At 51.9% G+C, this 25194-nt stretch carries 23 protein-coding genes and 1 tRNA gene; 12 read left to right on the forward strand and 12 right to left on the reverse strand.

From position 1 onward, the window contains the following. Positions 1–37: 37 nt before the first annotated feature. The 3 genes from BUB38_RS06160 to BUB38_RS06170 form a co-directional block, all read right to left on the reverse strand. Positions 38–517 (reverse strand): hypothetical protein, encoded by a 480-nt coding sequence (locus BUB38_RS06160; protein WP_254793659.1) that lies wholly within the window; start codon positions 515–517, stop codon positions 38–40. Positions 518–661: 144 nt separating this feature from the next. Continuing rightward, on the reverse strand, positions 662–1669 hold the full coding sequence (gene tsaD, locus BUB38_RS06165; protein ID WP_073158652.1) for a tRNA (adenosine(37)-N6)-threonylcarbamoyltransferase complex transferase subunit TsaD: 1008 nt from the start codon (positions 1667–1669) through the stop codon (positions 662–664). Continuing rightward, positions 1666–2682 (reverse strand): CdaR family protein, encoded by a 1017-nt coding sequence (locus tag BUB38_RS06170; RefSeq protein ID WP_073158655.1) that lies wholly within the window; start codon positions 2680–2682, stop codon positions 1666–1668. The genes tsaD and BUB38_RS06170 overlap by 4 nt, the downstream gene beginning before the upstream one ends. Positions 2683–2773: 91 nt before the next feature. On the opposite strand from BUB38_RS06170, the gene BUB38_RS06175 reads away from it, so the two are divergent. From BUB38_RS06175 to BUB38_RS06195, 5 genes are read left to right on the forward strand one after another with little or no spacing between them, the layout of a single operon-like run. Beyond that, entirely contained in the window at positions 2774–3616 is an 843-nt protein-coding gene (locus BUB38_RS06175) for a cell division protein FtsX (RefSeq protein ID WP_254794886.1), read from the forward strand. 6 nt (positions 3617–3622) lie between these two features. Then, positions 3623–4996: a murein hydrolase activator EnvC family protein gene (locus BUB38_RS06180; RefSeq protein WP_083539700.1), complete on the forward strand. Its 1374-nt coding sequence runs from the start codon at positions 3623–3625 to the stop codon at positions 4994–4996. 12 nt (positions 4997–5008) lie between these two features. Beyond that, positions 5009–6166, forward strand: a complete 1158-nt coding sequence (locus BUB38_RS06185) for a DNA polymerase III subunit (RefSeq protein ID WP_073158661.1) — start codon at positions 5009–5011, stop codon at positions 6164–6166. Further along, positions 6163–7917 (forward strand): single-stranded-DNA-specific exonuclease RecJ, encoded by a 1755-nt coding sequence (gene recJ / locus BUB38_RS06190; protein WP_073158664.1) that lies wholly within the window; start codon positions 6163–6165, stop codon positions 7915–7917. Before BUB38_RS06185 ends, recJ begins: the two co-directional genes overlap by 4 nt. Before the next feature lie 9 nt (positions 7918–7926). Beyond that, complete coding sequence (locus BUB38_RS06195; RefSeq protein ID WP_073158667.1) at positions 7927–8475, forward strand: hypothetical protein; 549 nt, start codon at positions 7927–7929, stop codon at positions 8473–8475. Between the two features lie 65 nt (positions 8476–8540). Here the strand turns inward: BUB38_RS06195 and BUB38_RS06200 are convergent, their stop codons facing one another. Next, positions 8541–8981 (reverse strand): hypothetical protein, encoded by a 441-nt coding sequence (locus tag BUB38_RS06200; protein ID WP_073158670.1) that lies wholly within the window; start codon positions 8979–8981, stop codon positions 8541–8543. Between the two features lie 36 nt (positions 8982–9017). Next, positions 9018–9100 (reverse strand) — tRNA-Leu (locus BUB38_RS06205). Between the two features lie 72 nt (positions 9101–9172). Between BUB38_RS06205 and BUB38_RS06210 the strand changes: the two genes are divergently transcribed. Then, on the forward strand, positions 9173–9580 hold the full coding sequence (locus tag BUB38_RS06210; RefSeq protein ID WP_139258286.1) for a hypothetical protein: 408 nt from the start codon (positions 9173–9175) through the stop codon (positions 9578–9580). Between the two features lie 122 nt (positions 9581–9702). Here the strand turns inward: BUB38_RS06210 and gpmI are convergent, their stop codons facing one another. From gpmI to BUB38_RS06235, 5 genes are all read right to left on the reverse strand, one after another. Continuing rightward, positions 9703–11337 carry a 2,3-bisphosphoglycerate-independent phosphoglycerate mutase gene (gene gpmI / locus BUB38_RS06215; RefSeq protein WP_073158676.1) on the reverse strand — a complete coding sequence of 545 codons (1635 nt, stop codon included), beginning with the start codon at positions 11335–11337 and terminating at the stop codon, positions 9703–9705. Positions 11338–11466: 129 nt separating this feature from the next. Continuing rightward, complete coding sequence (locus BUB38_RS06220) at positions 11467–12510, reverse strand: hypothetical protein (protein ID WP_073158679.1); 1044 nt, start codon at positions 12508–12510, stop codon at positions 11467–11469. 157 nt (positions 12511–12667) lie between these two features. Beyond that, a complete protein-coding gene (gene uvrB, locus BUB38_RS06225) occupies positions 12668–14878 on the reverse strand; it encodes an excinuclease ABC subunit UvrB (RefSeq protein WP_073158682.1) in 2211 nt (736 codons plus the stop codon). A 73-nt stretch (positions 14879–14951) separates the two neighbouring features. Beyond that, positions 14952–15650 carry an FISUMP domain-containing protein gene (locus BUB38_RS06230; RefSeq protein WP_073158685.1) on the reverse strand — a complete coding sequence of 233 codons (699 nt, stop codon included), beginning with the start codon at positions 15648–15650 and terminating at the stop codon, positions 14952–14954. A 7-nt stretch (positions 15651–15657) separates the two neighbouring features. Next, complete coding sequence (locus BUB38_RS06235) at positions 15658–16413, reverse strand: FISUMP domain-containing protein (protein ID WP_139258288.1); 756 nt, start codon at positions 16411–16413, stop codon at positions 15658–15660. A 170-nt stretch (positions 16414–16583) separates the two neighbouring features. Between BUB38_RS06235 and BUB38_RS06240 the strand changes: the two genes are divergently transcribed. Then, entirely contained in the window at positions 16584–16781 is a 198-nt protein-coding gene (locus BUB38_RS06240; protein ID WP_139258290.1) for a hypothetical protein, read from the forward strand. A gap of 737 nt (positions 16782–17518) precedes the next feature. Beyond that, the gene (locus BUB38_RS06245) at positions 17519–18112 is read left to right on the forward strand and encodes a hypothetical protein (protein WP_139258292.1); all 594 of its coding nucleotides are present in this window, start codon (positions 17519–17521) and stop codon (positions 18110–18112) included. Positions 18113–18141: 29 nt separating this feature from the next. On the opposite strand, the gene BUB38_RS06250 is transcribed toward BUB38_RS06245, so the two are convergent. Beyond that, positions 18142–19275, reverse strand: coding sequence for an acyltransferase family protein (locus BUB38_RS06250; protein WP_073158697.1), 1134 nt, complete (start codon positions 19273–19275; stop codon positions 18142–18144). A 45-nt stretch (positions 19276–19320) separates the two neighbouring features. On the opposite strand from BUB38_RS06250, the gene BUB38_RS06255 reads away from it, so the two are divergent. Continuing rightward, a complete protein-coding gene (locus BUB38_RS06255) occupies positions 19321–20646 on the forward strand; it encodes a GntR family transcriptional regulator (protein WP_073158700.1) in 1326 nt (441 codons plus the stop codon). 204 nt (positions 20647–20850) lie between these two features. Here the strand turns inward: BUB38_RS06255 and BUB38_RS06260 are convergent, their stop codons facing one another. Then, positions 20851–21516 (reverse strand): MBL fold metallo-hydrolase, encoded by a 666-nt coding sequence (locus BUB38_RS06260; protein WP_073158703.1) that lies wholly within the window; start codon positions 21514–21516, stop codon positions 20851–20853. 66 nt (positions 21517–21582) lie between these two features. Between BUB38_RS06260 and BUB38_RS06265 the strand changes: the two genes are divergently transcribed. The 3 genes from BUB38_RS06265 (at position 21583) to BUB38_RS06275 (ending at position 25034) form a co-directional block, all read left to right on the forward strand. Continuing rightward, a complete protein-coding gene (locus BUB38_RS06265) occupies positions 21583–22389 on the forward strand; it encodes an alpha/beta fold hydrolase (RefSeq protein ID WP_073158706.1) in 807 nt (268 codons plus the stop codon). Between the two features lie 98 nt (positions 22390–22487). Continuing rightward, a complete protein-coding gene (locus BUB38_RS06270) occupies positions 22488–23819 on the forward strand; it encodes a fibronectin type III domain-containing protein (protein ID WP_073158717.1) in 1332 nt (443 codons plus the stop codon). Positions 23820–23930: 111 nt separating this feature from the next. After that, positions 23931–25034: a vWA domain-containing protein gene (locus BUB38_RS06275; RefSeq protein ID WP_073158720.1), complete on the forward strand. Its 1104-nt coding sequence runs from the start codon at positions 23931–23933 to the stop codon at positions 25032–25034. The last annotated feature ends 160 nt before the right edge of the window (positions 25035–25194 follow it).

Genomic DNA, 25194 nt, shown 5'->3' on the forward strand with positions numbered 1-25194 from the left:
TTCCAGCGGTCAAAATTTGGTTCCGTAGAAAACATTCTTACTGAGCCTTGGGCTCGTCTTTCTTGGAATCGAGTTCTGCCTCGACCAGGTCATCCTTTTTCTGGTCTTCCAGCATCTTCAGGGCCTCTTCGGGGAAGATGGCGAAGTATTCACGCTTCTTGTCTTCGAAGAGCTGCAGCAGTCGTTCCTGTTCGAATTGTTCGCGGTCGATGTTCTGCATAAAGAATTCGTCGCGGGCGAAATCGCGGGTGGTCATCATCTTCTTGATGTCTTCGGAAAGGTCCACCTCATCCCACAGGATGTAGTAGGAGCCTACCATGCCATCGGCAAAGATGTCCACGTTCAGCGTCACGGCGTTGTTCTTGGTGGAGTCGACCAATTGCACCTGGGTTTCGCGCTTTTCGGGGCGGAACACATCTACGTCGTTTACAGGTTTAGAAAGATCCTGGGCCCAGAGGAGGCTTGCCAGGGTCACTGTAAACAGAGAAATTTTGAAAGCAGGGCAATTCATGTTCATAATATACTTACAAACGCAATCGAAAAGAGGGGTGTGCAAAAGTTTGTGCGAAAAAATACACGAAGACGTTGCCAGGATACGAAAAATCCTCCTGATTGGAACAGGAGGATCCGATTTTTTGGGTAAAACCGCAGGTATCTAGGGCTACTGGGCTAGAGGCATCCAGGGCTTGACTACGTCAATGGAGGTCAGCATATTCTGGCGGACTCGGCGGATGGCTGCAGCGGCGATCATGGCGCCGTTGTCGGTACTGAGGCTGCGGTCGGGAACTAGGAACTTGATGCCGTGTTTGCCGCAATAGTCTTGCAGTCGGGTGCGGAGCCAGGCGTTGGCACTGACACCACCGCCCATGACCAAAGTCTTCATCTTGGTCTTCTTGAGGGCGTTGATGGTCTTGGTCACCAGGCTATCCACGATGGCGTCTTCCAGGGAGGCGCAGATGTCGCCCAGGTTCTGCTGGATGTATTCCGGATCGTGAGTTTCGGTATAGCGCAGCACGGCGGTCTTCAGGCCGCTAAAGGAAAATTCGCAGTTGTCGTGGGAGCGGAGGGCTCGGGGAAATTCGACGAACTTGCGGTTGCCATTGGCACCCAGCTTGCTGATGGTGGCGCCTGCAGGGTACTTGAGACCCAGAAGCTTTCCGCACTTGTCGAAGGCTTCGCCGGCAGCGTCGTCGCGGGTGCGTCCGATGCTTGTGTACTTGAATCCCGGTTCTTCCAACACCAGTTCCGTGTGGCCGCCGGATACCGTAAGTGTCAGGAAGGGCGGCTCGATTTCGGGGTGGCTCAACCAGGCGGCAGCCAGGTGGCCTTCCAGGTGGTTGATGCCGTAGGCGGGAATCTGCAAGTCGCGGGCAAGACCCTTGGCGAAGCTTGCGCCCACAAGGAGAGGTCCCATAAGGCCCGGGCCTGTGGTGTAGGCGATGGCGTCAATGTCTTCCATCTTGATGCCTGCTTCCTTGACGGCGGCTTCGGCGACGGGAACAATTTTCTGCAGGTGGGCGCGGGCTGCGATTTCGGGAACCACGCCGCCATAGAGGGCGTGTTCGTCGATCTGGCTGTACAGCGGGTTGGAAAGCACTTTCAGCGGGTCATCCTGCAAGATGGCGCAGGCTGTTTCGTCGCAGCTGGATTCAATTCCAAGCCAAATCATGGTGTGGCCTCCTGGACTGTTTCTTCGGGATTCTCGGTGACGGCCGGCTTGACTTCTACCTTGTTCAGGCGAACCTTTTCGGGCTTGATCTGGATAGCCTTGATGGACATTTCGCGGTTTACGCTGGGGGGCAGCGTAAGCTTGACGGTGGGGGCCAGGCTGTCGGCGTCTTCAATTGCAAATCGGTTGAATTCCAGTATCAGTTCGATGTCCTTTGACGAGATGGAATCCAGTACCTGTTCGCCGCCGGTAATTTCTACGGATACGGTGTCGGGGTTCAGGGAGTAGATCTTCTTGTCGAAGAAACCAATCAGGCTGACGGGAATATTCTGGAAAGTCTTGCTGTCCATCTTCTGGATGTTCACGGCGATGGTCACTGTGGAATCGCTTGGCTTTACGAAGGATGGAAGAGATGCGAAATTCAGGGGGACTTTGAACTTGCCGCTCTTACGGAGGGTATCGTAGTTGACAGAGTCTGTGGGAATGTCGATAATGCGGGTGAGGGCATTACGGGCGCCGGAAACCTTAAGCTCTTCGGGGAGGATGGCGGGATCGTCGGCCAGCAGGTAACCCTGGGCGGCGTTGAAATTTACGTTAGACTTGATGGGAACGTTACGGACGATGCGGGTGTCGATTTCCAGGTCGATAAAGATAAGCTGGTTGTCGGGTTCCACAAAGCGGATGTCGGGGAATCCGGGGGCCACGAAGTTGTGGGCGTCCAGGTGGATTCGGGTTCCGCCTAGTTCGGCGTTCTGCAGGTCTACCACCATGGCTACGGAATTCTGTTTGTCCTTGTTCATCTGGTGGCGCAGACGGATCAAATCCCAGGACTTGCCTTCTACGGTAATGTGCAAGGTGTGGGGCGGTTTAGAGGCGATGGCCATGTTCTCGTGAAGCTTCACGAAGTGCAGGGGAACTTCCATGGAAAGCTGGAAGTCCTTCTGTGAAATGACAAGAAACCAGAGGGCTATGCCAAAGACTAGTGCTGTTATCTTTATTACGATATTTCCCATTGTCGCCCCGTAAAGAACTCTTGAAAATTTAGTTATTATTCAACCCGTGCTTGGACAACTCGGCTACTTAATATCAGAATCTTTTAGAGGAATGAGGCAACACCGTACGGTGATCTTGCCTTCGTTGGTCACAATCTTTCTCTGTTCCCTATTGCTTTCGGCTTCCATCACCGTTTTGGGTGGTGTTGTGCGTCTGATGTCTACGGAGCGGAACCTGTATGCAATCGAGGCTTTCCTGCCCGAATCCCTTTCGATGGATTCCATAAAAGTTATACAGACCCGCCTGCAGCATACCAAGCATATCGATTCCGTTTCCTTTATCAGTGCCGATTCCGCCCTGGCGGATTTCCGCAACCATTTCTCGGGTGAGATGCTGGACCTTGTGGAAGGGAACCCCATTCCTCCGTTTTTCAGGGTGACCCTGGATGAGGCTAGCCAGAATCCTGCCGACCTGGTGACTTTGCGGAATGCCCTGGCCCAGGAAGAATTTTTCGAGGAAGTCCAGGCGCCTGTGGAATGGGTTGAAAAATTTGCGGCCTGGAAATTCAAACTGGTTTTCTGGCCCGTCTGTATTAGCGTGTTGCTGCTGGTGACGCTGTCGCTGATCATCTGTAATTCCGTTCGCCTTTCGCTGTTCTCTCGCCAGCTGCTGGTAGAGAACATGAAGTACGCCGGCGGAAGCTATTTCTTTATCGAGTTCCCCTTTGTGCTGCAGGGCGTGATTCAGGGCCTTGTGGGTAGCGGTCTTGCGGTGATCCTCTTGATGACACTGGTCAATTCCGTGACGCAGGCTTTCCCGATTGTCTGGACTTACCTGGATGGGCTGGGTCTTGTCTTGGCGCTGGTGGTCTTGCTGGTGACGGCCCTGTCGGGTTATTTCAGCTTTAGGACTGTTCGCCGGTTCCTGATGGTCAAGCGTAACGAACAGGAATAGGGCTTCATGCGTTTTTTGGTCTTGCTGTTGTGCTTTCTGGTGGGTGTAGGCTTTGCCGCTCCCAATGGAAAGGCTGCGCCTGCAAAACCTGCTGCGAAATCTGCGCCTGCAAAACCTGCGGCTTCAAAACCTTCGGCCGGTAAGCCGGCCGCCTCAAAGTCTGCGGCTCCTAAGGCGGTCACCAAAAAAACAGACGCCCAGATCAGCGAACAGAAAAACGCACTTAAGAAACTGGAGTCCGACCTGGCCAAGAAACGTCAGGAACTGGCTCTCCTTGAAACCGAAGAGAAGGGCGTGCTGAACACGATTTCTCTTCTGGACCAGAACTTGAACCAGACTCGAACTTACATCAGCGAACTTTCCAAGAGCGAGAACATGCTGGAAAGCGCCATTGTTCAGCTGGAGGCCGATATCGATTCCCTTGACCAGAAGATCGAGGAACGAAAGGAGGCCATGAAAAAGAGAATTAGAACTTTGTATGTAAATGGACGCGCTAACGAGGCGAAGGTCCTTTATAATCTTCTGACTCAGGAAGGCAACCCTGATCGACAGGTGTACTGGGTACATCGAATTTTGAATCAGGACCAGCAGGAAGTGGAAACCTTGCAGCAGCTGGTTTATGAACGTGATGAAAAGAAACAGCAGTCTACCGACCATCTGGCTGACTTGAAGAAAATGCGCGACAAGAAAGCTGCCGAAGAAAAGGGTCTCGTGAGCCAGATGTCTGGTCAGGAACGGATGTTGAAGTCCCTGAAGCAGGACCAGAATATGCAGCGCCGCGCCCTCAAGGAATTTGAGCAGAACCAGAAGACCATGCTGGCCTTGATCAAGAAGCTGGAAGAGCGCCGCAAGAAGGAAATCGAGGCGGCCAAGAAGGCCGAAGCCGAACGCAAGGCAAAGGAAAAGGCGGGCAAGTCTAAGGGCAAGAAGCCCGAGAAGAAGGATACGAAGACGGTGTCCAAGCCCAAGGTCGTGGTGGCCGAATCGGTAAAGGGACCTAAGTGCAGACCTTTGAAGGGTGACGTCATCAGTAATTATGGTCTCCAGGAACATCCGGTGCTTCATATCATGACTCGCAATTTGGGTGTAGAAATCCGTGGCAAGCGTGGCGAAATGGTGAAGGCTGCTTCTGCCGGTACCGTGGTCATGGTCTCCGAAATTGACGGTCGCGGCCCCTCCGTGATTATCGAACACCAGGGCGGAACCTATTCCGTGTATGGTCATATGAAGTCTATTCGCGTACAAGAAGGCAAGGAAGTCCGAAATTGCGAAGAAATTGGCGAGGTGGGCGACGTTGCTTCCTTAAATGGAATTAAATTGTACTTTCAAGTTAGCGAGGGGACTCAGACCGTGGATCCCCTTCAGTGGTTAAAGCAGTAAATAAAGCAGTAGATGATTGAATATATTCTAAATGGCCCCGCCTCCCAGGAACGTGCAAGGATCCGGCTGATGTCGGCTCTCCGTGAGAATCGTTTCCCGCAGTCAATCCTGATTGACGGTCCTGCCGGTATCGGCAAGAAGGCTCTGGCCATGAAGCTTTCTCAGGCTCTGCAGTGCTCTAACCCTGACGAACGCCCTTGCGGCCACTGCTTTGGCTGCCGTATGGCGATGGACAGCGGCGATACCAATAGCTGGGTTATTCCCCTGGATACCAAGGAAGCCCACTCCAAGAGCGGTGCCGACGTTTCTGCCGGCAGTACCGCCAAGACTGTAGAAGATATTAAGAAGGGCTACATCGAGGAAATCCAGAAGAACCCTTACCGCGTAGACCTTTTTGGCCCTGCCTCCTTTATTTCGGTGGACCTGATCCGTTCCATGACCGGTGGATTCGCCATGAAGGGTGACCGAGTCCGTGTGGTGATCATTGCCGAGGCGGACCGCATGAACGAGGCGGCCAGCAACGCCTTCCTGAAGACTTTGGAAGACGTTCCCCCCGATACCTATTTCATCTTGACCACGTCTTCCCGCGAGAAGATGCTGCAGACCATCCGTTCCCGTTGCCTGGCCCTGCACCTGCTGCCCCTGACCGATGCCGAGGTCCGCAGCGAATGTGCCCGGGTTTCTGCCGGCGAGGTTTCCGAAGAGGAACAGGATGAGGATAGCTTTAGCGAAGGTGTTGAAATTCCCGACGATGTGGTGGGCCTGGCTGTAGGCTCTCCGGGCAAGGCTCTCTACTATGCCAAGCGGAGCAAGACTTGGTGCAAGCTTGCCGCCGAATTCGTCCGCAAGTCCCTGTTGCAGGACTACACCGACCTTTTTATGACTTTGAAGGATGCCGAACTGGATGAGGCCTACGAGGCCAACCGATTCCTCGAAGTTCTTTCCTTCCTGATTGCGGACCTGATCCGCCTGGTGGCTGGTGCGCCTTTGCGCTTGCCCGAGACCACGGCTAACGTGGGTATCGAGAACTTCCCGCGGGTAGATGCCACCGCCCTTGAACTTTCACTGGTTGCAGTCCAGGAGACCATGTCCCGCATCGAGTCCCGCCGCGTGACCGCCTCCATGTGTCTGCAGAATCTGGCCCTTAAACTTTTCGAGGGCTATAAATGACTTTTGGCGTAACAGAAGAACGCCTGGCGACGTCTATCTCGCACAGCCTCAGGATCCCCCATGTGGTGGCCCGATTCCTGGTGGCCCGCGGAATTACTTCTGCGGCCGATGCCCACCGCATGCTCTGCGGTAGCAAGGATGATGTGCTGGACCCCTTTGGAATCATGGGGATGGAAGACGCAGTCAACTGGCTTCTGGATGTGCGCGAAAAAGGTGGCAAGGTTTTCGTCTTTGGTGACTACGACCTGGACGGTATGACTGCCGTGACCTTGATGACTCGTGCCCTGGCTGAAATCGGCATGGAGTCTGACTGGCGCCTGCCTAACCGCTTCGGTGATGGCTATGGTCTTTCTATGTCGGCGGTAGACGAGATGTACGAAGCTGGCGCCCGCTATGTGGTGACTGTCGATACGGGTATTACCGCCAACGCCGAAATTGCTCACGCCAAGGAACTGGGAATGGCGGTCATGGTGATCGACCATCATCAGCCTTCTGGCGATGGCCTCCCGGTTTGCGATGTTCTTCTGGATCCCCATCAGGAAGGCGATACCTACCAGAACCCTGAACTTTGCGGCGTGGGTGTTTCCTATAAGTTTGTCTGTGCTCTGTACTCCAGGCTCGGACGTCCCGTTCCCGAAAAATTCCTGGACCTGGTGGCTCTTGGAACTCTGGCCGACCTGGTTCAGATGACTCCCGAGAATAGATGCTTTACCAAGGCTGGCCTCAAGAATCTTGAGAGCAGTAGCTGGCCCGGCCTTCAGGAAATGTATGGCAACTTGATGAAGCCCCACAGCGCCGTGGGCGGCATCGACGTGATGTACAAGTTTGCCCCCATCCTCAATGCCCCCGGTCGAATGGAACGTCCGGATCCGGCACTTAAGCTTTTGCTGAGCCCCAACAGAGCCAGCGCCAATGCCCTGCTGGCGGAACTTCGCGACTGGAACGCCCGCCGCAAGCAGAAGGAAGCGGAAATCACCGAGATGGCCATGGAACAGGTTCGCGCAGTCTATGGCGAACGTATTCCCACCGTGATTGTGGTGGCCGGTGAAAAGTGGCATGTGGGTGTGATCGGTATCGTGGCTGCCAAGCTGGCCCAGGAATTCCACAGACCCTCCGCCGTCATGTCGGTTTGTGATGGTATGGCCCACGCCAGTGCCCGCGCTGTTCCCGGCTTTAACTGGCACAAGGCCCTTTTCGAATCCAAGGATTTGTTTGACCGTTGGGGGGGCCACGCCAACGCCGCCGGCTTCTCTCTCCCTGCCGACAAGGTGGATGAACTCCGCGCCCGTCTGGAGCGCTCTGCCGAAGTTCAGGGCTACACCGGCGAAGAGGAATTGCAGGAAGAAGCCTACCCCTACGATATTGAAGTTTCTCTCCACGAACTTGAAGTGGAAGCTGGACAGTACATGCCCACCAAGGGAATCCCCTTCGCCCAGAACCAGATGCTGCGTCCTATGATCACGGTGCTGGACTTCTTCGATATGATGGAACCCTTCGGCGGTAACTTCCCGTCTCCGACCTTCCGTGCCGCCGGCGTCCGCGTACACAGGATGCGTGAACTGAAGGGCGGACACCTGCAGATGGATATCTCCCAGGCGGGTAGCCGCGTGTTCCCGGCCATCGCCTTCGGCCTCCGCAAGAACAAGAACTTGCTGACTCGCGGTGAACTGGTCTCCGTGGTTTTCGAACCCACCTGGAACTACTTCAACGGCAAGAAGACCCTGCAACTTTGCATCAAGGCCATCGAGTAGCACTGGATCATGCGTAACCTTCCCCTGATTTTTCTGGCATTTGTCATTGCCGTAATGGTGGTTGCCCTCCTGCGCATCCAGCAGGCTCCTGCTCCCATCGTGACCATCATTCCCGCCGAGCCCGCTCCCGTTAGCCCCATGGCCGGTTACACGGGCCGCATGGTCATGCCTTCCATCAACGACATCTACGTTCTCGAGAATACGGCCAACCGCGACCTGAACCAGATCGCCCAGTATATCCAGGGCCGTGCCGCAGGCCTCCACTGGCTGGCTGCCGAACACTTCAAGGCCAAGAAGAAATCCCGCAAGAAACCCAGCCGTCTGCAGCCCCTGTCCTCCGAGGGCGACATCCTCATGGGCATCAAACTTTCCCTAGATTCTCTGGGTCAATTCGAATCCCAGATCCTCTTCAGCAACGTCAACGACGAAGCTTTGAACGCCCTGGTGCAGCAGCATATCAGCCAGTTCTGGCGCTACAGGAAGAGCGCCGGCGGTCGCTTTGAAATGTGGGCCCCCTTTGTCTGGAAACAGGACTGGAGCCCCTTCGTGGCTAAGTGAATCAAAAAGGCTGAGCTTTCCGCCCAGCCTTTTCAAATACGTCAAACTTTAAATAAACGTTGGAATTACTTTGCCTTCAGAATAGAAAGCAACTGGTCGGCCTTCTTTTCGATCAGGATGAAGGCTTCGAACATGCGGGCTTCGCGCCACTTGATCAGGTACTTGGCACGCCAATCGTCAGCCACCATTTCGGTGTCTTCGTGACCGCCGTCCTTTTCCTTTTCGTTCTGATACCATTCTTCCTTCTTGATTTCGCGGATCATGTCGCCCAGTTCGGCGGCGGGCTGCAGGGAGCCCTTGCACAGCAGCAGGGCGCGCAGGTTGTCCAGAAGGATTTCGTCGGTAGGTTCGTCGGCGTCGTCACGGGCGCAGTCCCAGATTTCGCCACGGTGGCGTTCCGTCCAGCCAATCAGGTGCTTCTCGGTGCGCTGAAGTTCGCCCTTGGCAAGCTTCTCTTCCACCGCTTCGCGCGGGTAGTAAATGCTGTTCGGATAAAAGTCGATCATGTTGACCTCGCTACCTTTTAAAAGTTAGCTCATTAATGCCCGGGGCGGGACTTGAACCCGCACGAGGTTGCCCCCAAGGGATTTTAAGTCCCCAGTGTCTACCATTCCACCACCTGGGCTGGTGTGAGCGTAGCGCAAATATATAAAAAAGCGGGGCAATGCAGGCTGTTTTTTTAGCTACATTGGGTTTTATGAAGAAGTTAATCCGTAATACCCTTGTTTTTCTGGCCCTGAGCCTGTTTGGATGCCTTTCCGCCTTCGCCTATGATGGCGACATGGACGAATACCACGAGTTCAAGGAAGACCTGGCCCTGGTCCGCGACAGCTATGTCCAATGCGTCAATATGGTGTCCGACGAGAATCCCGAAAAAATCGGCGGCAGCTGGCAGACCCTGGAATTCGAGGCTCCCCAAACCGCCTACGTAAAAATCGATGAAGTGGCCGGCGGCTTCAAGATCAAGGGCACCCATGGCGCCTACAAACTGGACGTAGAAGTCCGGGTGAAACTGAACCAGGAAGGCGACATCAAGTACGAAATCAAGCACGGCAAGGGCAGCAACGCCCCCGGCAAGGAAATCGCCAGCGAAGTATTCCGCTAGTTTTTATTTTGTTCGCAAAATAGAACTGCATACTATAAAAAGAACATAAAAAAGAAAAGGTCGAGCTGAATGCCCGACCTTTTTTAACACCGACCTTGGTCGGTGTAGATGACTCATAATTCCTACTTAACAATAAGCATCGAATCATCCCAGGCTTCGTGCTTTTCGAAGCCCATGAGGTTAGCAGTGGTAGCTGCCAGGTTGGACAGACCCCAGTTGCCTTCCTTGAGAGAGAGCTTGCCGCCGGTAACGTTATCGTACAGGATGCAGGGAACCTTGTTCAAGGTGTGGCTGGTCTTAGCCTTGAAGGAACCATCCTTGTTCACCTTGGGCATGCCGGTCTTCTTGTCGATTTCGTACATTTCGTCGGCGTTACCGTGGTCAGCGGTAATGAGAGCAACACCACCGGCTGCGTCGATCACCGGGAGGAGACGGGCGAGGCCGATATCCACAGCTTCGATAGCCATGGTAGCAGCACGGAAGGAACCAGTGTGGCCCACCATGTCGCCGTTGGGGTAGTTGCAGCGGAGCGTCTGGTACTTGCCGCTCTTGATAGCTTCGATCATAGCGTCGGTCACTTCTGCAGCCTTCATCCAGGGGCGCTGTTCGAACGGAACAACGTCGGATTCGATTTCCAGGTAGGTTTCACCGTCGAACTTGCTGGAACGGTTACCGTTCCAGAAGTAAGTCACGTGGCCGTACTTCTGGGTTTCGGAGCAAGCGAACTGCTTAACGCCAGTTTCTGCGAACCATTCGCCAGAGGTTTCCTTGATTGCCGGAGGAGGAACCAGGAAGCGGTTGGGGAGCTTCAGGTCGCCATCGTACTGGAGCATGCCGGCGTAGCAAACCTTGGGGAAGCGGACGCGGTCAAATTCATTGAAGGATTCTTCTTCGAAGGCACGGGTGATTTCGATAGCGCGGTCGCCACGGAAGTTGAAGAACACCACGGAGTCGCCATCGTTGATGGTGCCCACGGGCTGGCCGTTGGCAGCGATTACGAACGGAGGAAGATCCTGGTCGATAGCCTTGGTTTCGCCACGGAGAGTTTCGATAGCCTGCTTTGCAGATTCGAACATGCGGCCTTCGCCCAGAACGTGGGTCTTCCAGCCGAGTTCAACCATCTTCCAGTTAGCATTGTAACGGTCCATGGTGATCTGCATACGGCCACCACCGGAAGCGATGCAAACGTCGAATTCAGAAGAACGGAGTTCAGAGAGGAACTGTTCGAAGGGTTCGACGTAGTCCAGAGCGGAAGTTTCAGGAACGTCACGACCATCCAGGAGGATGTGGATACGAACCTTCTTCACGGCTTCCTTCTTAGCCTGGGCCACCATGGCCTTCAGGTGAGAAATGTTGGAGTGAACGTTACCGTCGGAGAAGAGGCCGATGAAGTGGAGCACGGAGTTCTTTTCGCGAACGTTGGCGGAAATTTCCTTCCAGGCGTCGCGGCCGAAGATATCGCCAGAAACGATTGCGTCCTGAACGAGAGCGGCACCCTGGTTGTAAACCTGGCCAGCACCGATAGCGTTATGACCGACTTCGGAGTTACCCATGTCTTCGTTGGTGGGCATACCCACGGCGCGTCCGTGAGCGTTCAGAAGAACGTTGGGGTACTTGGCGAACAAGGCGTCCAGAGTGGGCTTACGAGCAGCGGCAATAGCGTTGCCCTGTTCGTTGGGGTTGAAACCATAACCGTCCATCACGATAGTGACAACGGGACCCTTGATACCAGGGAAGTTGGAAAGCTTCTTAAGCATAGTTTACTCCAGTTATGCCCGGACCTTCCGGGCGCGTTAAATTACGGTTAAAAAATAGAAAAATGTGGGGTACAATAAAAGGCTCCCCGCCTAAACGGGAAGCCCTTAAAAGGAGAAATTCGCTAGGAATTACTGTGCAGGCTTGTAGAGCTTGATAGAGAAGGAGTAGTCGTTGTTGGTCAGCTTCTTGTAGGAGGTTTCGGTTGCGAAGCCCAGTGCGTAGAAGCCGCCGGCAGCGGTCTGGATGACATAGATCTGTTCTGCACTTTCGATCATGTTTGCAAAGCTTGCGTTTGCAATTGCACGATACGGGAAGTCGCTCTTGTAAGCCAAGGTGCGGTTGTTTGCAGTTTCGGGCCAGTAGCCTACGGAGTAGTCTGCATCCAGCTTGCCGAACATAGCGCCGTTGCCGCTAGACATGGTGATGTCGCCATTTGCTGCGGTGAAGATGACGTCGGCGGTTGCTGCAGAAGCAGCGTCCACTGCAGTGCAGGTTGCCAGGTCGAGACCCGGAGCCATGTTGGTAGAAAGTTCAACCTGGCAGTTGGTCATGGGAACTTCTTCGACTACGTCTTCAGAAGAAGAAGATTCCGGTTCGCTGGTTTTGCAGAAAGATTCAGGACGGTCGAAGGTGATGAACTGGTTGGAAACCTTGTCGTTGCCTTCGGTATCGACAGCGGAAACCTTGACGACCAAGGTGTAAGTGCCGCAGCCGACCGGGTCAAGAGCGGGATTTGCAAGAGAAATGGAAACGCCGGCGGAGTTGGCGGAGCCCAAGTCGATCATCTTGGTGGGGAATCTGACTTCCTGGTGGGCGGTCAGGTCGCCCAGAGATCTGTAGCTTTCGCCCGGAACCACGGTACCGTAGGCCACGTCATAGGAAATGGCGGTGAAGCTGATATCGGTGGCTTCGCCGGTCTGCTGTGCGCTCAGGTCGATGTCGAAGTTGCCGCTAAAAATTACTTCGGCGTTGATACCGATGCCTCTAGTTCTGGAACCCAGGTTGGTTGCGCTGATAGAAATATCCTGGGTGGCGTCGGCGCTGGCGGAGCTGCCCGGCTGTTCATCTGCAGGTGCGCTGCTACCGGAATCATCACCGCAAGCGATGAGGCCGAAAGCGCCCATGGTAATCACGGAACCCATCATAAGGGTCTTTGCGAAATTAAAAGTCATATAGATTCCTCTCTCTAAATGTTTTTTGCCCATTGAAAATACACAAAAATATTCCAAAACGGACTAGGGGACCTATTAAATAGGTGTAAAAAAACGTGAAAATGTTGTGAATTCAGGCTAAAAAAGCATACTAAAAAGGGTTCCGCAGGGGGTAAAATCACTTTCCCAGGTCGCGGATCAGGTCGCGGAGACGGGCTGCCTCCTCGAAATCCAGCTTGGCCGCGGCGGCCTTCATCTGCTTTTCCAGCTCCTCGATTGACAGGTCGCTTCGCTTTGAGGTGTGAGGTGGCATTGCTTTCAGGTTCGAGGATTTTTTGGGTTTGCCCATGGGGGCGCCCTTGAACAGGGGGACATCCCCATCTTCGTCGTTGTCGGCGAAACCGTAATCTGCGTCGAAATCCGGGTCCTCGGCTGCCTTGGGAGTCTTGTCGCCGCGCCACAGGTCCATCAGCGGATCGTTGATGACCAGGTCCCCTTCCAGCTTGCGGGAAACGGACTTTGGCGTAATGCCGTGTTCCTTGTTGAATTCCTCCTGCAGGGTGCGGCGGCGGATGGTTTCGTCGACGGCCTTCTGCAAACTGTCGGTCATGTTGTCGGCGAACAGCAATACGGTTCCGTTTACGTTACGGCTGGCGCGGCCCATGGTCTGGATCAGGCTGCGGTAATTTCTCAGGAAGCCTTCCTTGTCGGCGTCCAATATAGCCACCATACTGACTTCCGGAAGGTCCAGACCTTCACGCAGAAGGTTGATTCCCACCAGCACGTCGAACTCACCGGTTCGCAGCCCCTTGATCAAGTCGTGACGTTCCAGGGTCTTGATGTCGCTGTGTAAATATTTGGCCCTGATGCCCGCTTCCACAAAATAGTCCGTAAGGTCCTGGGCCATCTTCTTGGTCAGCGTTGTAACCAGTACGCGGTCTCCCTTCTTCACCACTTCGTCAATACGGTAAAGCAGAACGTCCATCTGTCCCTGGATGGGGAACATCTCGATCTTCGGATCCAATAGGCCGGTGGGGCGGTTAATCTGCTCGGCCACTACGCCACCAGTCTTTTCAAGTTCGTATTCCCCCGGGGTGGCGCTGACGAACAGCACCTGCTTGGGGTACATATATTCGAACTCCTTGAAGTTCATGGGGCGGTTATCAAGAGCGCAGGGGAGGCGGAAACCGTAATTTACCAGAGTGGTCTTTCGGCTCTTGTCGCCTTCGGCCATGCCGCCTACCTGGGGGATGCTCACGTGGGATTCGTCTACCATCAAAAGCCAGTCATCGCCGAAGTAGTCGATGAGGGTAAAGGGGCGGGTGCCGGGGCCGCGGTTTTCAATAAGGGCGGAATAGTTCTCAATGCCGGAGCACATGCCGGTCTCGCGGATCATTTCCATGTCGTAGCGGGTTCTGCTACTCAGTCGGGCGGATTCCAGGACCTTGCCTTCCTTGTCCAGTTCCGCAAGGCGGTCCGTCAATTGCAACTGCATGCGCTGCAGGATCCCGGCTCGGCCTTCTTCCTTCGTGACGAAGTGCTTTGCCGGGGCGATGGTCATTTCGTCCAGCTCCTGGATGACCTCGCCGGTAATGATGTTGAAGCGCACCAGACGATCCACCTCGTCGCCGAACAGCTCGATGCGCATGCCGTCTTCGTCGTAGCTGGGGTGGATTTCGATGACGTCGCCGTGGCAGCGGAAGGTTCCGCGTTCCAGGCTGAAGTCGTTACGGGTGTACTGGATGCGGACCAGTTCATGAAGCAAGTCGTCGCGGTCCTTGATGTCGCCCTTCTTGATTCGGACCATCAGGTCGAAGTATTCCGCGGGGCTTCCCAAACCGTAAATGCAGCTGACGGAAGCGATGATGATGACATCGCGACGGGTCAGCAGGTTAGCCGTTGCACGCAGACGCAGCTTGTCGATTTCGTCGTTGATGCTGGCGTCTTTTTCGATAAAGGTATCGGTGTGGGGAATGTAGGCTTCGGGCTGGAAATAGTCGTAATAGCTGACAAAATATTCCACCGCATTCTTGGGGAAGAAAGCCTTGAATTCCTGGTAGAGTTGGGCGGCCAAGGTCTTGTTGTGGGTCAGGATCAGGGTAGGCTTGCCTACATTCTTGATGACGTTGGCCATGGTAAACGTCTTACCGGAACCGGTTACGCCAAGCAGTGTCTGGAATTGATCGCCTTGCTTGAAACCTTCGGTAATCTGCTCGATGGCCTTGGGCTGGTCGCCGGCGGCGGCGTACTGGGAAACCAGTTCGAAGTTGGCGCGGGTGGGCGCCTGGAACTGACGCAATCTGCCCGGAAGGCTCTGCTCGGGGGAGAGAACCTTTGCTATCGGTTTTGCATACGGATCCGGGGTAATTGTCTTGCGCGCTCTAGCCATGAGGAAGTGATTAGTAGTTAGTGGTTAGTAAGCAGAGGGGGTGATGGAATGATTTGAATTGGTATGTTGGATTCTAGTCTTTTACGCAGCGGATGGATTGATAATCTTCGTGGTAATATCTGTATATTAACGCAGAATTTTTTTGTGTTTCAAATAATACACCGTATGTAGATGGTGATCCGAGTGTTGAATCTAAGGGATTCCCGGTCCACACTAAGGCAATGTAGCCATCAATTGCTTTGTCTGGTGTATATTTGAAATGGTTTACAAAATTGTCTATTACAGGGATTGGGTAAAGGCTGAAGCCGCAATCGTCCGTCCCATTTGAGGCTTGTCCCGGGTTCAAGGGTGTCCACCCCTCGGTTGCCTTTAGGCGGGCTGCTGCGATATCTATTCCACCAACATTATCAAAAAGTATGTTCCACTCTATTTCTGTAGGCAAATGCCAGCCATTCGGGCATGCGTTTTGCGCGTCCATCGGGGTGTATTCTCGACCTTTTTCTGAACAGGATTCCTTGGCGCAGGGAGAACCATTGTCAAAATTAAGGTTCTCGGCCATCCACACTTGGTTACCGATGGTGGTGTACTTGTACACCTGTCCATCACGTTCATCAGTGAATGAACCTCGGTTCGGTTCGCCGTATGCGTTCGTCCCTTCGGCTGGGCAGACGACGTTTGCGTCAAAAGTGTCCTTAGGCTCCGAAGGGCTATCTTCGGAACACGCGCAAAGCAAGGAAACAAAAGCGGTAAAAAGAATAAACTTTGATTTCATGTGAATGTTAATTCTTTAGACACCTAATAGTCATTCTGGGGCGATTTATTTCTATTGACTGACTTCCAAGATTATAGGCATACATTGTATCATAACTTCTTCTTGTAGAAGTCCAATAAATAGCATAAATTCTATTTCCCAAAAGTTCTCCGTTTAACATCCAGGATCCTGCAGGCAGGGCGTTAAAACTACAATCATCAGAACCAGAGTTATAATATTCTCCAAAATCATTGGATGACTTTAATCTGGCACTTCCCTTTTTACCTTCCCCAACATTATTCGCCAATTCATTCCATTCATCCACCGAAGGCACATGCCACCCAGCAGGGCAAATGGTGTCCGCCAAAACTTGATCAATGAGGGCAAAATAATCGCCATTTACGTACAGAGTGTAGAACCTGCCGAACGTTTCGCAAAAATTTTCTTCTCTGGCATAGCATAGGCTGTACGGTGCGTCAAATTTCAAGTTCTCAGCCATCCACACTTGGTTGCCTATTGTGGTGTACTTGTACACCTGTCCGTCGCGTTCATCAGTGAATGAACCTCGGCTCGGTTCGCCGTATGCGTTCGTCCCTTCGGCTGGGCAGACGACGTTTGCGTCAAAAGTGTCCTTAGGCTCCGAAGGGCTATCTTCGGAACAAGCCCAAAGCAAGGAAACAAACACCGTAAAAAGAATGAACTTTGATTTCATGTGAACAAATATAGGTAATGCAGAATAGAATTTTTGCAGATAAAGTGAAAAAACGGGTGCTTTCGGAATCATTTGTGAAAATGTAAGAAAAAACACAAAAACGCAAGATTTGCAAGTTCTAAATTTTAGCGGTTGTTTTTCTCGGAGAAAAAACGAACAAAGCAATATCCCTCCTGTTGTTCTTTACGGCTTTTTATTGCCATTCTTATGATGGTTCCTTGGACCCTTCCGAAGCGGTAGATGTGCTTTTTAAGAGAGCAAATTCTGTTTTTAGTAAGGCCCTGAATCAGTGGTCCCAGAATAGGAAAAATTCAGCTTCTAAGAAAGTTCCCAATAAATTTGTAATCATTGCCGAAGGTGTTGCGGGTCTTGCTGCACGCGAGTATATCCAAAGTAAGGAATATCAAGGAGAAATCGATAACGTATTGTTCTTCGAATAAGGCAAAGTCTGTATCCGATTATAGAAAGAAAAATAAGCGTTTTTATTAAAAGTCTAACTAAAAAATATTTGTTTATTATACACTCTGAATAGTATAGGGCTCCGAGCCATGAACACATGGGAATGCATGTGTGCAGTAGTTGCCCTGGCCCATGAACACATGGGAATGCATGTGTGCAGTAGTTGCCCTGACCCATGAACACATGGGAATGTATGTGTGCAATAGTGGCCTTGAGCCATGAACACATGGGGATGCATAATACGAAATGTGAGTCCGCAGAACTTTTACATGGGAATGCATGTGTGCAGTAGTAGCCTTGAGCCATGAACACATGGGAATGCGTAATACGAAATGTGAGCCCGTAGAACTTTTACATGGGAATGTATGTGTGCAATAGTGGCCTTGAGCCATGAACACATGGGAATGCATAATACGAAATGTGAGTCCGTAGAACTTTTACATGGGAATGTATGTGTGCAATAGTGGCCTTGAGCCATGAACACATGGGAATGCATAATACGAAATGTGAATCCGTAGAACTTTTACATGGAAATGTGTCGGTGTAATAGTAAATTAGCGGAACTTTTTGTGCGCTTGTATACAAATGGTGGCTTTTAGTAAATATAAAGTATGATTAATTTATGCAAATGTTGAGTATAAGCTTTTTCTATATTTTGAGTAAATGAAGGTTATGGAGCATGAATCATAAAAAGATTAATTACTTTAGTGACATGGGGATGATTTCTTTTTTGAAGCAACATCTTGAAATTAGTGAGGGCGCAAAGATGATTACCAATCCCTTGCTTACCCATGCTGTTCAAAACTATGTAGCGCAAGTTTCTGCGTTGTCCAAAGTTATCCTGGTTCCCAAGAATTTGAATCTTGCTCAATGCCGTTGGAATATTGTAAATGCATATAAAATATGTCGACTGGGCGTAAAATCGCTTGCCCGCTATAATAGCTCCAAACACAAGGAACTGGTGTCTACTCTTGTAGAAGCCTTTGATGATGCCGTGTGGGGGTATCGTGTCGTAGAAGTGAAAGCGACCATTGTAAATGCGGTGCGGATCGCGTCTGCCATTCCCATGGAAAAGCTGAAGGAAGTGGCCATGGATGAACGGGTGGCTACCTTGCTGCGGGAATATAATCAATATGTTCAGTGCCGTAAGGCCCTGGATAACAACACCTCAAAAAAGAATAGCACCGAGTACGCCGTGTCTCGCAAGAACTGCCTTGTCGCTTACAGATGCTTATTTGAACAAGTAGAAAACCTAAGTAAAATCGGTGACCCCGACAGCAAAAAATTCATGGCCTGGCTAAGAGCACTGTAGATTAGATATGAGTTACGAGATATGAATTCTCACTTAATGCTCAGGCTTTCCTTGACGGTTGTCTTTTCCTTGCCGATGACTTTGTAGAGTTTGCAGCGGAACAGGGGAATGGCTCCGATTGAGAATGCGGTTACGATCAGGATCGAGAGGTAGGCGATAATAGGTTTGTCCAGCTGAGGCTTGAATACGGTTCGCAACACCAGCAGCGCCCACCAGTGAACCGCCAGGATGATCAGGGCGTTCCGGGAGATGTTCCGCAGGATTCCCTTGACGATGCGCAGGACGTTTACATCCGGCAGTTTTGAAAAAAGTTGGAAGGCCCCGATCAGCGTCAAAATACCAAAAATGGAACTCAATATGAACTGGGGCAAATCTTTTCCCAGGTCGTTGTTCATGATGCTGAACCAGGGATCTGGCTTTTCAAAATAGATGTAGAGGGCTAGTGCCGCAATCGTTAAAAAGAAAGTCAATAGGGAATGCTTGCTTAACTTCTGGATGGCTTCCTTACAGAGGTTGCCCAGGGCGAAGAAGGCAAGGCAGGTCAGGTCACGTTCGATTCCCAGGGGCAGGCGGATGTGGTTTTTGAAAAGCAACCAACCAGCGATTAAACTGCTTGCGGCAACGGCGGCTACAATTATTTTCTGAAGGACTGGATTCTTCGCGTTGCTCAGAATGACGCTGGTTTTTTGTACTCCAAAGAACATCAGGCTGATGGAATACAACGTAAATACAAACCAGATAGGTCCCGACCCGATGCAGGATTTCCCCGCCACGAATATCTTGGCCAGGTTCCATCCTACATAATCCTTGAGGGTGTGGATTTCGGGCCGGATTGTCAATACTTGCATCTTGGGGGCTCGGGGGAACCAGTCAAAGTTCCATACCACAGGATCTAGGACCAGGAACAGCAGCGAAAGCCAGATGTAGGGGAGGAGCAGCACTTCGGTCTTGTGGAGGGCGTAGCTCTTGAAATCCTTGAATCGGCGGGTACTGAACAGCACCCCGGAAATAAAGAAGAAGGCGGACATGCGCATGGCGCTCAGGTGCAACATCCCGAAGTCGATATTCTTGAAGGACTGTTCCACATGGAATAGGCACACCAGTAACAGGACGAATCCCTTGAACTCGTCAATCCACAAAATTCTTCCCTTGCTCTGCTGCATGCTCGTATAAATTTATTATAGTTTAGGGTGAAAGAGGGAATAGACATGCTAATTGAAGACGTAAAGAAGTCCATTGCCGCAGCCGGTTTTAACGATGGCGACAAGATGCCGTCGGTTCGTAAGATGGCTGCCCAGTTGGGGCTTTCTACCGCTACCGTCCACAAGGCCTATAGGGAACTTTCGGACGAGGGCTTTATCAAGTCTTATCAGGGCAAGGGCTGTTTCTGGGGCGATCTGCCCGTGGCCATGTCGGTTCCCAAGAGCGATACCAATTCCGTAGTGGAAGCCCAGTTCGCCAGAGACCTGGAAGCGGGATTCCTGAATGCCTTCGAACGTTTGCCTTCTATTAAGGAACTGTCGATCCGCTACAAGGTTTCGCCCTACAGCGTCAAGAATTTTTTAAGCGCCCAGGTGGCCCGCGGCGTGCTGCGCCAGGTGGGGGCCAAGTATTATTTTAACGAAGAACGTCCGGTCGGATTTTCCAACTACATTATTTTCGTCCACCGTTCCGATGAACATGGCCATTTTAGGATCGATGCGGAACGTGAATCCGAAGTATTCCGCATGATGTCCCAGTTTGCAGCGGAACAGAAAATCGCGGTGCATTTCGTAGGCTATCACGAATCCAGCGATACCCTGTTTGCTTCGGATGGACGCCCCTTTGTTCCCAGGGATGACGTTCACTGTCTGGGTGCATTCCTGTCGACCTGGCTGGTGTTCAATCCCTCGAACCTGTTCAATCATTTTGCAAAGTTCACGGGCCCCATTTCGGTGTGGTGGGAGTATTCCCCCAATGATGTTCCCAAGACGACACAGAACCGAAAGAAGTGGGCGTTCTACAATGTGGCCTTTGGTAAGGAAGCGGGCGTTATCGTGGCGCAACACCTGAAGTCCAAGGGCTTGCAGAGGGTGCATTTTATTTCGCCCTTCCATAACAGCTTCTGGTCTAAGGCCCGAATGGAAGGTTTGGAAATTTCTGGATTGGAAGTTTTGCCTTTGGTGGATGACCGCTTTGCCAGTCCCTTTGATATTCCCGATGTGGCCGCCGAAGAGGGCGTCACTCCCCAGGCGTATTTGCGTGCCATGGTGGAACGGCTATTGGATGGGGCGACCCTCAATTCGTTTGTGTGTTCTAACGATTGGGTGGCCTTGACCTTGTTGGACATCTATAGCGACAAGGGCTACCCCCGTCCTTACGTCATCGGCTTCGACGATACCATCGAAAGCTACAAGTATGTTTTCGATTCCCTGGCCTTTAACGTAGAGACCATGGTGAAGGAATCGCTGTACCACATCACCTCTCCCAGCATCTACGCCAACTTCCGCCGACAAATGCAGACCCCCCTGGGGAAAGTGGTTGAGAAGAAGTAGGCAGTGAATAGTGAAGAGTGAAGAGATCTTTTGACGTGTCATTCTGAACTTGTTTCAGAATCCCATGAATGCACGAGACCCTGAACGCCTGAAGCCTATCGCCTAGAGAAAATTATCATTTACGAGATATGAGTTAACAACTTAGGCACCGTTGGCGCGATTATCTAGCTCGTCGCTCACGGCTCATCGTTCCCCGCTCTTCGCTCAGAATTGCGATTTTCTTTCTTCTTCGATGGTTGTGCTTGGACCATGGCCGGGGAGTACGATGGTTTCTGGGGGCAGTGTCAACAGCTTGTTCTTGATTCCCGTTGCCAGGGCGTGATCGTCGCCTCCGAAAAGGTCGGAGCGTCCGCGGCTTCCGGCGAAGAGGATGTCTCCCGAGAACAGTAGCGGAACCTCGATGCTTTTTGATGGAGCTAACTGCAGTGAAGCCTTTTCGCAGTAGAATGCGACGCCGCCGGGGGAGTGGCCTGCCACGTGAAGGACATGGAGTTTTACTCCGGGGACTTCCACTGTATCGCCCTCGGCGATATAGTCCCCCAGGGCGGGGGCGGGATCCTCAAACGGTAACCCATAAAGTTCGCTTTGTTCTTCCTGCAGATCCAAAAGAAATTCATCTTCCTGGTGGGCTTCTGCCTTTACGCCGTAGGTGCGTTCCACGAAGGCGTTGCCTAGCACATGGTCCAGGTGCAGGTGGGTATTCAGCATCCTTCGCACCGTCAGGTTATTCTCCTTGATGTACTTGTCCAATGTCTGCTGTTCCATTGTGTTTGAAACGCTGGGATCGATAAGGATGGCATCGCCCTGTTCGTTGCTCAATACGAAGCAGTTCACGCCGAACGGATTGAATGTAAAATGCTGAAATTTCATGATGGACCGAAAATAAAAATTTGACGTTCTGAATTTACTATATTTGAGCTCCTTACGGAGGTCGTTATGGCAGAAATCCTATCGGTAAAAACCGAAAAGTTTGAAATGGAATATGCTAAGTTTGGTGATGGTCCCAAGACGTTCATCATTATTCCTGGTCTTAGCCTCAAGAATGTGTTGAACTCGGCTTCGTCGGTTGAAGTTGGCTATAAGATTTTTAAGCAGGACTATACCTGCTACCTTTTTGATCGAATCAAGAACCCTCCGGAAGTGTACCCCATTTCGCAAATGGCCGAAGACCTGGCCGAAACCCTCAAGGTCCTCGGAATCAAGGACGCTGACGTTTTTGGTTCGTCACAGGGCGGCATGGTGGCCCAGTACATGGCCATCAACCATCCGGAACTGATCCGTAAGCTGGTACTTGGTTCTTCCTCTTCCCGTGCGGAACCCCGCCAGCTGGAATGTATCGGCGGCTGGACCGACATGGCTATTGAAGGCCGTGCCGAGGAACTGGTGAATTCCTTCATCGACAACTGCTTCAGCAAGGAATTCGTGGATCGCTGGCGCAAGGTGCTGCTGAAAATGAATTCCGGTGTGACTCCCGAAGAAATGCATCGTTTTTCCATTATGTCTGCCGCCTGTGCCGGAGTGGATACTTACGATGACTTGGGCAAGATCAGGTGTCCGGTCTATGTGATCGCTGCCGGTAATGACTCCGTAGTCACGACTGTTGCTTCCGAAAAGATTTTTGCCAAGCTCCAGGCCGAAAACGTCCCCAGCGAATTCTTCATGTATGAGGGGCTGGGCCATGCCGCCTATGACGAAATTCACGAGTATAAGCAAAAAATTCTGGATTTTTTCAATAAGGCTTAAATCAGGTTTGTGGAATTGACGAAAAGGCAATAAAAATCTTACGCAATATGCTATATTGTATGCGAGTCCAATAGGGGATTTAACCTAAAGAGGAAAATATGAAAAAGATTCTCGTTCCCGCAGCTGCTATTGCTATGCTCGCAGCCTGCTCCGACAACACTGTCGTCAATTCTTTTGAAGAAGCCAAGTGCAAGGGCAAGATTACCCTGTCCGTGATGGATGGCGATGCCAACACTCCGGTCGCTGGTGCTTCTGTCCGCTCTCAGTACAGTGCCGCAACCGAAAAGACTGATTCCAGCGGTTATGTCGTTTTTGACAATAACGATATCGGTGGCTACATCTTCGAAGTTTCCAAGAGCGGTTACGCAACTGTCCGTTCCTATGTCAGCGTCGAAGAAACCGGTGCAAACGACGTGTCCCGCGTTCCTGACGTGGTGCAGACCATTCCCATGTACAAGGCTGGCGTCACCGTTTCCGGTAACGTCTACTACCGCGATGCCGAAACTGGCAACCTGAACCCGGCCAAGAACGTGACCGTGATCCTTTCTTACCCCGAAGCTTCCATCTTCCCGTCTGAAATCGAAATGAAGACTGGCAAGGATGGCTCCTACAAGTTCGAAGACGTGGCCGAAAAGGTTGAGTTTAGCATCGAAACTGTTCAGTCTACCATCGACGAAAAGATTTACATTCCCGAAAATTCCGTTTCCGCTGTGGGTGTCCGTACCGGTTCTTCCAAGGATATGGACATGCTGGTCCTGAAGCGTGACTCCAAGGCTCCTCACTTCCTGAGCAGCAATCTCAGCAAGATGGATACCGACAAGAACATCGAACTGACCTTCTCTACCGCTCTGGATGCAGACTCCCTGCTGAACAACTGGACTGTCAAGCGTAACGGTTATGCTGTTCTTACCACCCAGTCTCTGTCTAAGGACAAGAAGACTGTGGTTATCGAACCGGTTTCCGGTAGCTGGAGCGATGACGCTTCCTACACCGTTAACGGTGTTGCCTACAGCAAGGAAGGTGGCAAGGTTGTCTACTCTGACGTATTCACCATCGGTTCCGTTGCCCTGCCTGGTCAGGTCTCCAACTTGAAGGTCTTTGTGGATACCACCGGCTATGATCCTGAATACGAAGAAGACTATGGCTATAGCGATTCTGAACTCCTGGCCATGATGAACCTGAACCTGACCTGGAAGGCTCCCACTGGTGATGTAGATACCTACGAAATCTACTACAAGACCGACGAATCCAACGATTTCGTCCAGTTCACCTACACGTCTTCCACCAGCTACTCTGAAACTCTGACTAACCTGCCTTCTTCTATCACTTCTGCTGAAAAGGTTTCCTTCTACGTGCTGCCCAAGAACAAGACTGGCATGGCAAACCCCGAAGAAGCAAAGCCCGTAAGCTGGACTGTGGTTAAATTCTAAGCTTTTTTAAGAGCTGATTTTTAAGATAAGGTCTCTCTACGTAAGTAGGGGGGCCTTTTTTTGTATATTATGAACCGCTAAACGAATATTTGATGTCATTTGGAGTTTTTTATGGATATCGGTACCTTGCATTTTCAGAATCCCGAGGCCTTCTGGCTTCTGCTTCTGGTTCCTATTCTTATTGCCTCTTATATCTACCGCAATAGACGCCGCAAGAGTACCATCAAGTTCCCTGCCCTGTCCATCGCCAAGAAGGCGGTCCCCAGCCGTCGTGTCAAGTTCCGCCACATTGTGCCGGCCCTGCGACTGGCTGCCCTCTGCTGTTTTGTTTTTGCCCTGGCCCGCCCCCAGAATGCCATGGAAGTGGAATACACCTCTACCGATGGCGTCGATATCATGCTGACCTTGGACGTTTCGGGCTCCATGGGTACCTTGGATATGTTGACCCGCGCCGAACAGGCAAAACTTGGGGTCATGAATGCCGAACGAATTTTGAAGACCGGAGCCTACTGGAAGTATAGCCGTATGGGGTACGCTCAGGAGGTCATCGCAGACTTTATAAAGAAGCGCCATAGCGACCGTATCGGCCTGTCGGCCTTTGGTTCCCGCGCCATGACCCAGTGCCCCCTGACTCTGGATTACGGGAGCCTTCTTGAAATCCTGGGCGCCAGCGATGAACTGGCCAAGGATTCCGTTATTGCCGGCCGTACCGCTATCGGTGATGGATTGATGAACGCCCTGGCACGACTCGAAAAGTCCGAGGCCAAGTCCAAGGTGGTGGTCCTCTTGACCGACGGTAAGGATAACGCCAGCGTGATTCCGCCGGTTCGTGCCGCCGAAGTGGCCAAGTCCCTGGGTGTAAAGGTTTATACCATTGGCGTGGGTAAGCGCAATGGCAAGATTCTGGCCTTCCAGCAGAACCCCTGGACAGGGGATATTAGCTGGGGCGAACGTGATATTACCCCCGAAGAAGGTATCGATGAGGATGTTCTGAAGGCTGTTGCCCAGAAGACCGGCGGCCGTTTCTACCGCGCCGAGAACAAGGACGAACTTGAAAAGATCTATTCCGAAATCGATGAACTGGAAAAGACAGAAATCGAGACGGTGGCCTATGCCCGCTATGCAGAAAAGTTTTACCCCTGGTTGTTAGTTGGCGCCCTGTTGATCTTGCTGGAACTGCTCCTCGCCAACACAAGATTCGTGAGGATCCCGTGAGGCAGGATTCAGATACAAGATCCTATAATCGCGCCGGAGGCGCCTGGCGTCACCCTGAGGGCGCTCAGGGTCTCGTGCATTCATGGGATTCTGAAACAAGTTCAGAATGACACGTCAAAAGACCTCTTCACTATTCACTGTTCACTATTCACTCTTAACT

Origin of the sequence: Fibrobacter sp. UWH5, assembly GCF_900142505.1 — a bacterium.
In the GTDB taxonomy this organism is placed as follows: domain Bacteria; phylum Fibrobacterota; class Fibrobacteria; order Fibrobacterales; family Fibrobacteraceae; genus Fibrobacter.